13 protein-coding genes are annotated in these 14931 nt (G+C 34.2%); 9 read left to right on the forward strand and 4 right to left on the reverse strand.

Features of this window, described 5'->3' with window-relative positions:
- Positions 1-271: 271 nt before the first annotated feature.
- Positions 272-2560: an aminotransferase class III-fold pyridoxal phosphate-dependent enzyme gene (locus B5X55_RS13485; RefSeq protein ID WP_079513155.1), complete on the forward strand. Its 2289-nt coding sequence runs from the start codon at positions 272-274 to the stop codon at positions 2558-2560.
- A 5-nt stretch (positions 2561-2565) separates the two neighbouring features.
- Positions 2566-2943 (forward strand): DoxX family protein, encoded by a 378-nt coding sequence (locus tag B5X55_RS13490; protein ID WP_079513156.1) that lies wholly within the window; start codon positions 2566-2568, stop codon positions 2941-2943.
- 4 nt (positions 2944-2947) lie between these two features.
- Here the strand turns inward: B5X55_RS13490 and holA are convergent, their stop codons facing one another.
- Positions 2948-3949 (reverse strand): DNA polymerase III subunit delta, encoded by a 1002-nt coding sequence (holA, locus tag B5X55_RS13495; protein WP_079513157.1) that lies wholly within the window; start codon positions 3947-3949, stop codon positions 2948-2950.
- Positions 3950-3975: 26 nt separating this feature from the next.
- On the opposite strand from holA, the gene B5X55_RS13500 reads away from it, so the two are divergent.
- The 3 genes from B5X55_RS13500 to B5X55_RS13510 all read left to right on the forward strand — a co-directional run bounded on the left by B5X55_RS13500 (position 3976) and on the right by B5X55_RS13510 (position 6393).
- Complete coding sequence (locus tag B5X55_RS13500; protein ID WP_079513158.1) at positions 3976-4422, forward strand: type I restriction enzyme HsdR N-terminal domain-containing protein; 447 nt, start codon at positions 3976-3978, stop codon at positions 4420-4422.
- 12 nt (positions 4423-4434) lie between these two features.
- A complete protein-coding gene (locus B5X55_RS13505) occupies positions 4435-5436 on the forward strand; it encodes a glycosyltransferase family 2 protein (RefSeq protein ID WP_079513159.1) in 1002 nt (333 codons plus the stop codon).
- A gap of 99 nt (positions 5437-5535) precedes the next feature.
- A complete protein-coding gene (locus tag B5X55_RS13510) occupies positions 5536-6393 on the forward strand; it encodes an OmpA/MotB family protein (RefSeq protein WP_079513160.1) in 858 nt (285 codons plus the stop codon).
- Positions 6394-6468: 75 nt separating this feature from the next.
- Here the strand turns inward: B5X55_RS13510 and B5X55_RS13515 are convergent, their stop codons facing one another.
- From B5X55_RS13515 to B5X55_RS13525, 3 genes are read right to left on the reverse strand one after another with little or no spacing between them, the layout of a single operon-like run.
- Positions 6469-7089, reverse strand: a complete 621-nt coding sequence (locus B5X55_RS13515) for an L-threonylcarbamoyladenylate synthase (protein WP_079513161.1) — start codon at positions 7087-7089, stop codon at positions 6469-6471.
- A 10-nt stretch (positions 7090-7099) separates the two neighbouring features.
- Positions 7100-7996 carry a glycoside hydrolase family 16 protein gene (locus B5X55_RS13520; RefSeq protein WP_079513162.1) on the reverse strand — a complete coding sequence of 299 codons (897 nt, stop codon included), beginning with the start codon at positions 7994-7996 and terminating at the stop codon, positions 7100-7102.
- Positions 7997-8048: 52 nt separating this feature from the next.
- Positions 8049-10376, reverse strand: coding sequence for an ATP-dependent helicase (locus B5X55_RS13525; RefSeq protein ID WP_079513163.1), 2328 nt, complete (start codon positions 10374-10376; stop codon positions 8049-8051).
- A 207-nt stretch (positions 10377-10583) separates the two neighbouring features.
- On the opposite strand from B5X55_RS13525, the gene B5X55_RS13530 reads away from it, so the two are divergent.
- The 4 genes from B5X55_RS13530 to B5X55_RS13545 all read left to right on the forward strand — a co-directional run bounded on the left by B5X55_RS13530 (position 10584) and on the right by B5X55_RS13545 (position 14859).
- Complete coding sequence (locus B5X55_RS13530; protein WP_079513164.1) at positions 10584-11894, forward strand: amidohydrolase; 1311 nt, start codon at positions 10584-10586, stop codon at positions 11892-11894.
- A gap of 5 nt (positions 11895-11899) precedes the next feature.
- Positions 11900-13456, forward strand: a complete 1557-nt coding sequence (locus B5X55_RS13535; RefSeq protein ID WP_079513165.1) for an FMN-binding glutamate synthase family protein — start codon at positions 11900-11902, stop codon at positions 13454-13456.
- 26 nt (positions 13457-13482) lie between these two features.
- Complete coding sequence (locus tag B5X55_RS13540; RefSeq protein WP_079513166.1) at positions 13483-14253, forward strand: hypothetical protein; 771 nt, start codon at positions 13483-13485, stop codon at positions 14251-14253.
- 87 nt (positions 14254-14340) lie between these two features.
- Entirely contained in the window at positions 14341-14859 is a 519-nt protein-coding gene (locus B5X55_RS13545) for a DUF7935 family protein (RefSeq protein ID WP_079513167.1), read from the forward strand.
- Positions 14860-14931: the final 72 nt, after the last annotated feature.

The following is a 14931-nucleotide window of genomic DNA, read 5'->3' on the forward strand; positions in this document are numbered from 1 at the left end:
TTAAAATTGGCTTTTTAGGATTACCCTCAGCATCTATTTCTATAATAGCATCGAAGCCTAAACCATCTAATTTTTCAGCTATCTTAGCCCTATCTCCTACTATAAACCAATTAACTACTTCTGGCTTAACATTGTTTTTCTCATGATGAATATTATTTTTGATTCTAGTAAATAGAATATTTTAATACATCTAGTAACAATCATTATCTTTCACTAAAATACTAATAATCAGTTCTTGACGAATATTTTAAAGAAATATTACAATTAGCTTATGGATAAAAAATTACAGTTGGTTTCTATATTAAATACGTTTTACAACATAACCGAACCTATAATCAATAAATTGGAAGGCTATATTAGTACAAACTTTAAAATAGAAGCCAAAGGCGAAATATATGTTCTAAAAGTATATAATAATTCTGCTGAAATATTAGAATTGATTACTGCTGAAAATAAGATTTTACTAGCCCTTAAAGATGAGAATGTACATTGTTCAGAAATAATAGCTAACAACTCGGGTGATTATAATTCAATAACTGGTAAATACATTTATCGTTTATTGACATTTGTATCGGGCACTTTTCTAGCAGAATCGAAACATACCGCAACATTGATGAAATCTTTTGGTAGAACTTTAGCCGATATTGATCATAGTTTATTTAACCTTAACATTGCTGCAATAAAAGCGAAGCAAATAGAATGGGACCTACAACATTTTCAAAAAAATTGGAAATATCTATCAGACATTCCTGATGCCAGTGACCGTAGTTTGGTAGACTATTTCTGTCTACAATTCAATGAACATGTTCTGCCACTACATTATGAATTTCGACAAAGCATTATTCATAATGATGCAAACGATTGGAATGTGTTAGTACAAAATGATGCAATAACAGGTATTATAGATTTTGGTGATATGTGTTATTCTTGGCTCATAAATGAATTAGCCGTAGCACTTACTTATGTATTGATGGACAAAGAGAATCCATTAGAAATTGCCAGTCAAATTATCAAAGCTTATCATACTAAATTGCCTCTTCAAGAAAAAGAAGTAGATGCACTTTACTATTTAATTGCTGCCAGATTATGTACCAGCGTATTAAACTCGGCCCATTCTAAAAAGATAAAACCAGAATCTTCTTATATTACCATCAGCGAAAAATCTGCATGGTCGTTATTACGAAAATGGGTTTCCATTAACCCTATAAAAGCTAAAAATACATTTAGGGGTGCTTGTGGCTTTTCAAAACTACCAAGCAATAATTTAGAAGCACAACTCGGTAGACGTAATAAGAATATTAGTCCAGCACAATCTTTAAGTTATAAAGAACCAATACAAATGTCTGGTGCGGCCTTTCAATATATGTATGATACTGATGGCAATACTTTTTTAGATGCCTACAACAATATTATTCAAGTAGGCCATTGTCATCCTAAAGTGGTAAGAGCTGGTCAGCGAACCTTGGCTAAATTAAATACCAATACACGATATGTATATGAGGAACTTTTGACCTATACCGATAAGTTACTCTCTAAATTTCCTTCTCATTTAAATAAAGTTTTCCTAGTTAATTCTGGTAGTGCTGCTTCAGATTTGGCATTACGAATTGCTAAAACACATACCAAAAAAAATAAGGTTATGGTTTTACAACATGGCTATCACGGTAATACCCAGAATGCTATTGATATTAGCCATTATAAATACAATCATAATGGTGGTACAGGTAAAAAAGAAGATGTTATTGAAACTGAAATGCCTAAGCTTTTCGGTACAAGTTTAGAATCAGAACAAGAAATTACTGAACAATATATCGCCTTAACAAATAAAAGAATTCAACGTAATAAAGGAAATATTGCTGCTTTTATAGCAGAACCCATAGTAGGTTGTGGTGGTCAAGTACCTTTGCCAAAAACATATTTAAAAAGTATATATCCTGAGATTCGTAAACAAGGTGGACTATGCATTAGTGATGAAGTACAGGTTGGTTTTGGCCGATTGGGAGAATACTTTTGGGGTTATGAAATGTATGATGTTGTACCTGATATTGTCATATTAGGTAAACCGATAGGTAATGGTCATCCGATGGCTGCCGTAGTCACCACCGAAGAAATTTCGAACAGTTTTAATAACGGAATGGAATTTTTTAGCTCTTTTGGAGGTAATCCGGTTTCATGTGCTATTGGCAATGCCGTATTAGAAGTGTTAGAGGAAGAAGAGTTGCCAAAAAAAGCTCGACACGTTGGTGAATTTTTAAAGCAAGAATTAAAATTTTTACAGAAACAACATAAAGAGTTGGCTGATATACGTGGTGAAGGACTTTTTCTAGGTGTTGAAATTTTAGATTCAGATGGACGTCCTGGAACCAATCTTGCATCGATTGTAAAAAATGAACTGCGTTCTAAATTTATTTTAATTAGTACTGACGGACCATATGATAATGTTCTAAAAATTAAGCCGCCTCTGTTTTTTAGTAAAGAAAATGCGAGTCAATTAGTATATGAAATTGATGAAATTTTAAAAAAGATAAAAAAAATTAATACTTTTAAAATAAATAAATAGAATACATGAAAAGCCCCCTTATTAAAGATATTGGTCTAGCCTTTTTTAGAATAGCCATTTCTGCTCTGATGTTGACCCATGGCCTTCCAAAATTTCAAAAATTTATTTCTGGTAACTTCGAATTTGGAGACCCAATAGGCATAGGTGCAACTCCGTCTTTATTTTTAGCGGTAATTGGTGAGTTTATTTGCCCAATATTAATCCTCATAGGTTTTAAAACTCGTTTATCAGCAATACCGAGTGCAATTACTATGGCTGTTGCTGTATTCATTACTCATGGTGCAGATGATTTTGGAACAAAAGAAAAAGCATTACTTTTTTTAGTTTCTTTTATAACGATAATATTGGTAGGACCAGGGAAATTTGGTGTAGATAGAAAGTAAGCTTTTATATAATTTTATATAAAAGTTCTTTCAGTAAATCTGCATCACTCATAGTTACAGCACCAACTCCTTTTCCTTTTAAATCCATTTCTCGTAAGCTAGAGATTATTGCGCTCACTTTTTTCATCGGATAATTTCTCGCTGCAGCTTGTATTTCACTCACAAAATATGGGTTAATACGCAATGCACTGGCAACATTTTTCGGTGAATGATCACTTAGACCATGATACTGCAATAACTGAGTGAAAAAAGAATTTAGTAGAGTTACCGTAAGAATAAAAGGATTGTCTTTTGGATTTTGAGCAAAATACGTGATAATCTTGGTAGCCTTCAACATATCTCGTTCACCAATAGCTCTTTTCAACTCAAAATTATTGTAATCCTTACTAATACCAATATGTTCTTCTATATGCTCAGGAGTGATTTCTGTTTGTTGTGGTAATGCCAATTTTAATTTTTCAAGTTCCTTACTTATTTTACTTAAATCGGTACCTAAATATTCAACCAACAAATTAGCGGCCTTATGAGATATGGTATAGCCTCTGCTCAATAAATGTTTTCTAAGCCAATCGCTAACCTGGTTTTCGTAAAGCTTTTTACTTTCGAAAATAACACCGTTCTTTTTAATAATCTTGAATAGCTTTTTACGCTTATCTAGTTTCTTATATTTATAGCAAATTACAAGCACTGTACTTTGCTGTGGGTTTTCAGCATAAGCACAAAGTTGCTCTATAGTTCTTGAAAGGTGTTGAGCTTCTTTAACAATGACAACTTGCCTTTCTGCCATCATAGGATACCGCTTTGCATTACCTACAATATCATCAATAGATACATCTCTGCCATAAAGTACCATTTGGTTAAAACCTTTTTCCTCTTCGGTTAAAACTTTATCACCTATATAATCAGATATTTTATCAATAAAATAGGCCTCTTCCCCAAAAAGAAAATAGATAGGACTAATTTGACCTTTCTTTATTGTATTGACTATTTGTACAGCTTCGTCCATTCAGAAAAATTCATCAACTTTGTATAATGCAGCAACTGAATTTTCCATGCTACACTTTCAGGGTCAAAAATAACGAAAATAGAACCTTAATTTTTGACGACATACGTAAAAAGTTTGTGGTTCTTACTCCAGAAGAATGGGTAAGACAACATGTGGTTCAATTTCTTATACAAGAAAAGAACTATCCGTTAAGCCATATTAATGTTGAAAAGCAAATTACCCTGAACGGATTAAAGAAAAGATATGACGTTGTTGTCTTTAAACCTAATGGGCAATTACACATACTGGTAGAGTGTAAAGCACCAGAAATTAATATTTCACAATCTACCTTTGACCAAATAGCACAATATAACTTCAAACTCAATGCTAAATACCTAATGGTGAGTAATGGCCTGTCTCATTTTTACTGTCAAACAGACTTGGTGGCGGAAAAATATGAATTTATGCAAGAGATTCCTGAATTTAGCCGTTAATTTGCGTTCGTTTTGAAGATAGCAATAGTCATATTAAACTGGAATGGTGAAGTTCTTTTAGAGAGATTCTTACCCTCTGCTATCGAACATTCTAAAGATGCTGACATCTATGTGGCAGATAATGCTTCGACCGATGATTCAATTGCATTTGTTACGACAAATTATCCTACCGTTAAAATAATAAAGAATACAGAAAACGGCGGTTTTGCTAAGGGATATAATGATGCTTTAATACATGTAGACGCAGATATCTATTGCCTTTTAAACTCAGATGTAGAAGTTACTCCAAATTGGCTGATACCAATCATAGATGCTTTTTCCAATATTCCCGACGTAGCTATAATTCAACCTAAAATCTTAGATTTACTAAAGAAAGACTATTTTGAATATGCAGGGGCAGGTGGTGGTTTCATTGATCAATTAGGTTATCCATTCTGTAGAGGTCGAATTTTTCAAACCTTAGAACGTGACAATGGACAATATGATGACATAAAGGAAATATTCTGGGCAACTGGAGCATGTATGTTTGTCAAAAAAAATGTATTTGAAGAACTAAATGGTTTCGATGCTGATTACTTTGCACATCAAGAAGAAGTTGACTTTTGTTGGCGCGCTAAAAATCATGGCTACAAAATTATGTATGTAGGCACCTCAAAAGTATATCACTTAGGTGGTTCTACATTGAGCAACATGAATCCGAAGAAAACATACTTAAATTTTAGAAATTCCTTATTTTCAATTACAAAAAATCTTCCAAGAAGAAAAGCATTCATCATTATCTTCTTACGTTTACTTTTAGATGGTATTGCAGCCTTACGGTTTATATGGCAATTGAGGTTTAAACACTTTTTTGCTATTTTTAGAGCTCATTTAAGCTTTTATAGACAATTTAGAAAAATGTACAAAAAGCGAGAAAAAACCAAATTTATCAGAAAATATTATCTTACGAAGTCCATAGTATGGTCTTACTTCGTACATAGGATAAGTAATTTTAACATTTTAGTAAAAGATTAACTAACGTAGTCTATAAGTGACTTCGTAATTATATAATTTTGGAGTCGCTTAGATGCTAAAATTAAGTAAATAACTAAATAAGTATAATAGATTTAAATTATGAAGAAAATATTATTAGGATGTCTTGGAGTAACGCTTTTATTGTCTTCGTGTGTATCATCGAAGAAATATGCTGATCTTGAAGCAAAGCACAAAGGAACACAAGATTTATTGAATTCGGCAACAGTTAAATTAAACGATTGTTTAGAAGAGAAAGCAACAGCTTCATCAAGACTACAGACTTTAGAAGATCAAAATGCTTTCTTAAAAGCTAACAATCAAGACCTTATTAACAATATGGGTAACTTGACAACTTTGACTACCAAAGGTGCTGAGAACTTAGAGAAATCTCTAGAAAGTCTTCAAGAAAAAGATTTAACTATTCGTAAATTAAATGATGCTATTACACGCAGAGATTCTGTTAACCTTTCATTGGTGCAGAGCTTAAAAGGTGTTTTAGGAAATATGGATGATGAGGATATCGAAATCAGCGTTGAAAAAGGTGTTGTTTTCGTTTCTATTTCAGACAAATTATTATTTAGCAGCGGTAGCTACAATATTACTAGTAGAGCAAAAGAAGTTCTTGGTAAAGTTGCTAAAGTTGTAAATAATAAGCCTGATTTTGAATTTATGGTTGAAGGTCATACCGATAATGTACCTTACAGAGGTAATGGTTCATTATTAGACAACTGGGATTTAAGTGTTAAACGTGCTACTGCCGTAGTTCGTATTCTACAAAATGATTTCAATGTTGATCCTAAGCGTATGACAGCTGCTGGTAGATCAGAATATATTCCAGTTTCTACAACTGAAAAATCAAAAAACAGAAGAACTCGTATCGTTGTTCTTCCTAAAATTGATCAGTTCTATAGTATGATTGAAGAAGGAATGAAAGATCCTGCTATCAACAAAAAATAATACTGATTACATTATAAAATTAAAGCGGCCTAAATAGGCCGCTTTTTTTATAGGTTTACTTTTCTAAAAAGATAATTAAATAATATCTAAGCTGCCTTTTCCTTCACGAATAACTTCAGCTTGCCCCGATGAAACATCTATAATCGTAGACCCAATATTACCGCCATAACCACCATCGATAACTACATCAACAAGGTTTTTCCATTTCTCAAAAATAAGTTCTGGATCAGTAGTATATTCTAAAACATCATCATCATCACGGATTGATGTCGATACAATAGGGTTACCTAAACCCTCTACTAAGGCTTTTACAATACTATTATCAGGCACACGAATACCAACTGTTTTTTTCTTCTTAAACTCTTTCGGTAAATTATTATTACCGGGTAAAATAAACGTATAGGGCCCTGGTAATGCTCGCTTTAAAATTTTAAAGGTAGCAGTATCAATTTGTCGAACATAATCAGACAGGTTACTTAAATCAGTACAAATAAATGACCAATTGGCCTTTGCTAGTTTAATTCCTTTTATTCGAGCAATTTTTTCTAAAGCCTTAGAATTGGTAATATCACAACCCAAACCATATACAGTATCAGTAGGGTAAATAACTAAGCCACCTTTACGTAGTACCTCCACTACCCTTTTTATCTCTTTTGGGTTCGGATTTTCTTCGTATATTTTTATAAATTCAGCCACCTATAATGATTTAATTCACTTGATACACTCTAATATAATCAACTTCCATAGTAGCAGGGAAAATAGACATATCAACTCCTTCAAGTCCACCCCAATTTCCGCCTACGGCAATATTCATTAAGAAATAAAAATTATTTGAAAACGGCCAATTCTCTACCGTACTGCTTGTAGGTCTTCTAAACATAAATTGAACATTCTCTATATCATCAACATAAAATTTGATGTATTTTGAAGACCACAAAATTCCGAAATTATGAAATTCCTCTTCAATAGATTCTAAATCAACTGCGCCAGAAGTGATCTCTGTTCCATTCGTATGGTTGTTCGCGGTGCTATGAATTGTAAAATGAGTTTTATTTGGTTTAAAACTTACATATTCCATCATGTCTATTTCTCCGCATGCAGGCCATCCTACACTTTGAATATTACTACCTAACATCCATAATGCCGGCCATGTACCGTTACCTTTATATTCTGGTAATTTCGCTCTAATTTCCATTCTACCGAACTTGAAAGACTGCTTGCTATTCAAACGAGCAGATGTAAATGCACCTTCAATGGTATTATCTGTATTTCTCTTAGCGGTAATCTTCAAAGTTCCATCACTTACCTCTGTATTACCCTCAGCTTGGTAATTTTGAAGTTCGTTATTGCCCCATCCATTTCCACCGGTCTCTAAAGCCCAGTTTTCAGTCGATAATGATACCCCTTCAAATTCATCACTCCAAACCAACTCTGCATTATCCCAATAATCAACATTATCAGGATTATTTATATCATTTTCAATTTCTTCCGGCTTTGGGTCTGGCGATTGCGTTATTTCAGCTTCTGGTTCGCTCACATTAGAACTCGAACAAGCAAAAATAAAAATGGTTAGTAAAATTGAAATTAACCTATAGTTTTTCATATTCTTTATATCAATTTAAGCAAATTCTAGTAAAAACCTCAAAATTATTACTCTAGCCTAACACCTCTAATTTAGCAAATCGAAGAAGCAATTTTTTAATATCCCCTTTATCGAACATTATCTCAGCTTTTCGATCATTACCCGATCCCTCTAATTGAACTACTTTTCCTCTACCAAATCGAGTATGGTTAACCAATGAACCTACAGCCAAATTTGGATCAATAGCATTCGTATTACCAACTGGCTCTGCTAGTTGCGGTTTAATTTTACGTAACTTTTTCAGTTGAATAGAATTTGGCTGACCAACAATTGGTGGTGCTCCCCTAACTGGCTTTTCTTGCCTTAGTCTAGTCTTATCTACCTCTCCAAAAATATCAGCATTTATAAGAGGTTTATAGCGATAACCACCATCAACAGGGGTTAAATTCTCAACATATTGTTCATCAATTTCCTCTAAAAATCGACTTGGCTCAGCATCAATCAATTTACCCCATCGGTATCTATTTTGAGTATAGGTTAGGTATGCTTGTTTCTCAGCTCGTGTAAGTGCTACGTAAAAAAGTCTACGTTCTTCTTCCAATTCGCTTCGAGTACTCATGCTCATTCCCGATGGAAAAAGGTCCTCTTCCATTCCCACAATATATACATATGGAAATTCAAGCCCTTTAGCCAAATGTATCGTCATAAGAGCAACCCTGTCGTCATCTCCGGTGTCTTTATCTAAATCTGTTGCAAGAGCAACATCTTCTAAAAACTCACCAATATTTCCTGTTGCCCCATCAATCTCCTTCTGTCCTTCTACGAAATCTTTAATACCATTTAAAAGTTCTTCGATGTTCTCCATTTTACCGATACCTTCGGGAGTTCCATCTTTTTTAAATTCTAAAAGAATTCCGGTTTTTTTGGCAACATGTTCAGACAATGCAAAAGCATCTGTAGTTTCGTTCATGACCTGAAAACTCTTGATCATGGTTACAAAATCTTGAAGTTTTCGCTTAGTTCCTGAGTTTATCTTTAAATCAATTTTGTCGATATTCTCCATAACTTCAAATATGGAGCGGTTATAATGATTCGCAGCAACAACAAGTTTATCTATGGTAGTGCCACCAATTCCCCTTGCTGGAAAATTAATGATTCTTTTTAAAGCTTCTTCATCTTTCGGATTGATGACCATACGTAAATACGATAGTACATCTTTAATCTCTTTACGTTGATAAAATGATAATCCGCCATAAATACGATATGGAATATCACGTTTACGTAGTGCGTCTTCAATAGATCTAGATTGAGAATTTGTTCTATACAAGACAGCAAATTGACCATTGCTCATTTGATCTTGCATTCGATGCTCCCAAATAGAATTTGCAACAAATCGGCCCTCTTCAGCATCTGTAGGGCTTCTATGTATCTTAATAGCAGAACCATCATCATTTGCGGTCCAAACCACCTTTTCAATTTGGTTCTTGTTTTTACCAATTATAGAATTGGCCGCATTTACAATATTTCTGGTTGATCGATAATTTTGCTCCAATCGATACATGCCTACATTATCATAATCTTTTTGAAAGTTCAATATATTACTAATGTTCGCTCCTCTAAATGAGTAAATACTTTGCGCATCATCACCTACCACACAAATATTCTGAAAACGATCAGCTAATGCTTTAACGATTAAGTATTGCGAATGGTTAGTATCTTGGTACTCATCTACTAATATATACCTAAAGCGATTCTGATACTTCATCAATACATCTGGGTAGCGAGTTAGTAATTCATTGGTACGAAGCAATAAATCATCAAAATCCATCGCTCCCGCCTTAAAACATCGATCTACATAATTTTCATATATATCTCCTGTTCTAGGCTTTTTAGCCATCGCATCTTGCTCTACCAGATCAGGATCATTCCGATATGCCTTAACTGTAATTAAACTGTTTTTAAATGAGGAAATTCTATTCTGAATCTGTTTATATTTATAGATATCCTTATCTAAACCCATTTCCTTTATAATGGAAGATATTAAGCGCTGAGAATCTTGGGTGTCATAAATGGTGAAGTTAGCTGGGTAGCCTAGTTTATTACCATCTATACGTAATAGTTTCGCAAAAACAGAGTGGAAAGTTCCCATCCAAAGATTTTTTGCTTCTGTAGAACCCACAATGTTAGCAATACGCACTTTCATTTCACGTGCGGCTTTATTGGTAAAGGTTAAAGCTAGAATATTGAAAGAATCGACCCCTTGTGCCATTAGGTGGGCAATTCTATAAGTTAATACGCGTGTTTTCCCAGATCCCGCTCCAGCAATTACCATCAGCGGCCCATCTTTGTGCAAAACAGGAGCCTTTTGGGCATCGTTCAATTCATCTATAAATGAGCTCAAATTTTCTTTCTTTTAAAGGCGTGAATTTAGCTATTATATAGGGATACTAAAAGTGATGTCATTTAGATTTATAAACAATGGACGGTATTTCTTTTCATTTTGAATATATTTAACCTTTAATACCTCATATTGAGATTGCAAGTTCATGCTGAATGAATTTTAGAATCAATAGTTACATATAGAAAATTATAAATTTAAACACTGATTATGAGAAAACTAGGTTTTTTGGCTTTCGTTCTTTTCGGATTTTCCGTTCAAGCACAAGGGCCAAATCTTGAAAAGGATTATACTTCAATAGAAGGCAAGGTAATTGAATGGCGTAGAGAAATTCATCAAAATCCAGAATTGGGTAACAGAGAATTTAAAACTGCTGAAAAAATTGCAAAGCACCTAAAATCTTTAGGAATAGAGGTTGAAACCGGTGTTGCACATACAGGTGTCGTTGGTATTTTAAAAGGTGACTTACCAGGCAAAGTAGTTGCGTTGAGAGCAGATATAGATGCCTTACCCGTAACTGAAAGAAATGATTTGCCGTATAAATCTAACGTCACCTCTGAATTTATGGGTGAGAAAGTTGGCGTTATGCATGCATGTGGTCATGATACCCATACCGCAATCTTAATGGGTGTTGCTGAAGTAATGTCCAAAAACAAGGATAAAATTAAAGGCACAGTGAAATTTATTTTTCAGCCAGCTGAAGAAGGTCCACCACCAGGAGAAGAAGGTGGAGCTTTATTAATGGTTAAAGAAGGAGTAATGAATAGCCCTAAAGTGGATGCTATTTTCGGTCTTCATATTAATTCTCAAACACCTGTTGGAGTTATTAAATATAAATCTGGTGGTACAATGGCTGCAGCTCAAAGTTTTACTATTAACGTAAAAGGAAAACAAACTCATGGTTCTCAACCGTGGTCTGGTGTTGACCCTATCTTAATCAGTGCTAAAATAATTGATGGTTTGCAAACTATTATAAGTAGAGAAACTAACCTAACCAATGAAGCAGCTGTAATTACAGTCGGAAAAATAAAGAGTGGTGTACGTTTCAATATTATTCCAGAAACCGCTGAAATGATTGGTACTATTAGAACGTTAGATTATGACATGAAGGATAAGCTTAATAAACGTATGGTAGAAATGGTGACTACAATTGCAAAAGCATACGGTGGTGAAGCTACTTGTGAAATTAAGGATGCTACTGATATTACCTATAACAATCCTGAATTGGTAGAACAAATGCTACCTACCATAAAAAGAGTGGCTGGTGATGCTAACGTTCAAACACAAAAAGCGATTACTGGTGCAGAAGATTTCTCATATTTTCAAAGAGAAGCTCCAGGATTTTTCTTTTTCTTAGGAGGAATGACACCTGGCAGTACAGAATCATATCCACATCATACTCCAGATTTTTTGATTGATGATAGTGGTCTACTTTTAGGAGTACGTGCGCTTACAGAAATGAGTTTAGACTATTTAAATAGTGATAAAACACCACGTTTAGACATTAAACCAAAAGGATAATTTTGATGTATCAATTTTTAAATTCAATTCCAAGTCCACCATGGTGGGCTTGGATTTTTTTATTTATTTTTTTAGTAGCGATATGGGATATATTTATTCAAAAACGCCATACTATAAAGCACAATTTTCCAGTAGTTGGGCATCTTAGATATTGGTTAGAAAGTATCGGACCAGAAATGCGTCAATATTTTGTTGCTAACAACAGAGAAGAGCTTCCTTTTAATAGAATAGAAAGAGGTTGGATTTATGCTTCTGCTAAAAAAGAGAATAACTATGAAGGTTTTGGTTCTGACCGAGATTTATATGCGCACCAGCATATTTTTGTAAAAAATAGAATGATGGCCTACGCGGTACCTAGTGGTCACCCTAATGCAAGTGAGCCAACATTTATACCGTGCGCCAAAATAATGGGCTTACACAATAATCGTAAAAAACCTTACAGACCAGGTAGTGTAGTAAATGTTTCAGCTATGAGTTTTGGTTCACTTTCTGCTGCAGCTGTCGAAGCGATGAATAAAGGAGTTAAAAAGGCAAATGCTTATCATAATACTGGTGAAGGTGGACTCTCACCTTATCACAAACACGGGGGCGATATTATTTTTCATTTTGGGACTGGATATTTTGGTGTGAGAACTGAAGATGGCAATTTCTCTATGGAAAAAATGAAAAAATTGGTTGAAGACAATCCGTGTATAAAAGCCATAGAGATTAAATTATCTCAAGGTGCAAAACCAGGTAAAGGCGGGGTATTGCCAGGTGCTAAAATAACACCTGAACTTGCAGAAATTAGAGGTGTTGAAGTTGGTAAAGATGTTTTGTCACCTGCTACTCATAAAGCGTTTTCAAACGTTGAAGAATTAATAGCCTTAATAGACGCTATTGCACATGAAACTGGCTTGCCTGTAGGTATTAAAGGAGCTATTGGAAAGTTGGATCAATGGGAAGAATTGGCCGACATTATGCTGAAAACAGGAAAAGGCCCAGATTTTATTACCGTTGATGGTGGAGAAGGTGGCACAGGTGCTGCTCCCCCATCATTCGCAGATCATGTTTCTTTACCATGGGTTTACGGTTTTTCAAGTCTTTACAGGGTATTTTTAAATAGAAACCTTACAGACCGTATTGTATTTATAGGTTCAGGAAAGTTAGGTTTTCCTGCAAAAGCTGTAATGGCATTTGCAATGGGTGTAGACTGTATTAACGTTGCTCGTGAAGCTATGATGAGTATTGGTTGTATACAAGCGCAAGTATGTCATACCAACAGATGCCCTACCGGCATTGCAACACAAAGTCAATGGTTACAAAGAGGTATTAATGTACCTTTAAAATCTGATCGTTTGGCGCAATACTTTAATACGTTTAGAAAAGAATTTTTAGAAATTACACACGCTGCAGGCTATGAACACCCAAGTCAATTTACAATGGATGATGTTCAAGTAAACGTGGACGACCACGACCTAAATCGCAGTTTAGCCTCTACCCACGGATATAATAAAACTAAAGTACCATTCAATGGTGTTCAAGAATTAAAAGACTGTTCGTATCTTGGCGGCAAACTTTAGATTAACTTTTTTAATGCATATTTAATATGATAAGATTTTTTTTATGTTCAGCTCTTTTGTTTGTTGGATTAAGCCATGTACAAGCTCAGAAAAAAAGTGAATTAATAGATCAAAATCAGGAACTAAAATATAAACTAGATTCTGTATCGCGAATAGTAAGTACAGCACAGCACAATGAAAAATTAGGCTTACAACGCGCCGATGAACTTCAAGTACAGGTAACCGAGTTACAAGATGCCAATGCTACTTTGATGAAAAATCTTAATAGTTTTGCAGCTCTGTCGAGTCAGAATTCTGAGAATATCAATAAGACCTTAGCTACCTTAAAACGTAAAGAAGAGCAACTTAAAGGTATTACAGATGGTGTCGCAAGTAATGACTCTACCGCAGTAGTTATTTTAACCAATACTAAACAAGTTTTAGGTGAGAATGCAAAAGTTGGTGTCTCTGATGGATCAGTAATTATTTCTGAGAAATTAGATTTTTTCTTTACAGATGGTGTGGGTGTAAATCCTTCCAGTGAATCTAGAGATTGGATAGAGAATGTAGCCAAAGTGGCTAATGCTAACCCTAAGAGCATAATTACTGTAGCAAGCTTAAATATTACAGGCGAAATGGATATTGCTATTCAACAAGCTACAGCTATTGCGAGCATTCTTATAAAAGAGTTTGGTGTAAATGGCGAACGTATTAGTGCTGTTGGTGCAGATGGTGGATTACGCGAATCACTTCAAATAAAACTTCAACCAAATTATAAAGCATTTTATGATATGGCGAAGGGAGACGCCAAAAATTAAATTACTTGCATTTCATCGATGAACCATTATACTAATTGAATAAAATCATCGTTTTAAACTGATATAATTCAATAAATAATCTCAAAAATGACCTCAGACCAAATATTTCAACTTTTCGCGTATTTATTACCTTCAGTAGTTACGGGCGCTATTGCTTTCTATTTCTTTAGAATGCACACGAACAATGAAGAAGGTCGTAGACGTTTTCTTTTACATAAAGATTCTCAAAAAGACACCTTGCCAGTTCGTTTGCAAGCATATGAACGTATGGCGCTATTTTTAGAACGAATTGCAATTCCTAGTTTAGTGGTACGTGTTGGCCCACAATCTAAAGATAAGGGTGCTTATGAAAGTTTATTGATAAAAAGTATCGAGACAGAATTTGATCATAATTTATCGCAACAAATTTATATGAGCGACGAATGTTGGAACATAATTAAAGCTGCAAAAAGCGCAACAATACAAATGATTAGGAAAGCGGCAATGAGCCAAACGGAATCTGCCGACAAATTAAGAGAAGACATTCTTAATGAAACAATGGAAAAAACTTCCCCTTCCGCTACTGCTCTTTCTTTTGTAAAAAAGGAAATTGGAGATTTGTGGTAGTAATTTTAAAAGGAATACTCTTACTTAAATAAAAAATAAATGCTTTCTATTATGAAAGCATTTATTGTATAA

This window comes from Maribacter arcticus (assembly GCF_900167935.1).
Taxonomy (GTDB): domain Bacteria; phylum Bacteroidota; class Bacteroidia; order Flavobacteriales; family Flavobacteriaceae; genus Maribacter; species Maribacter arcticus.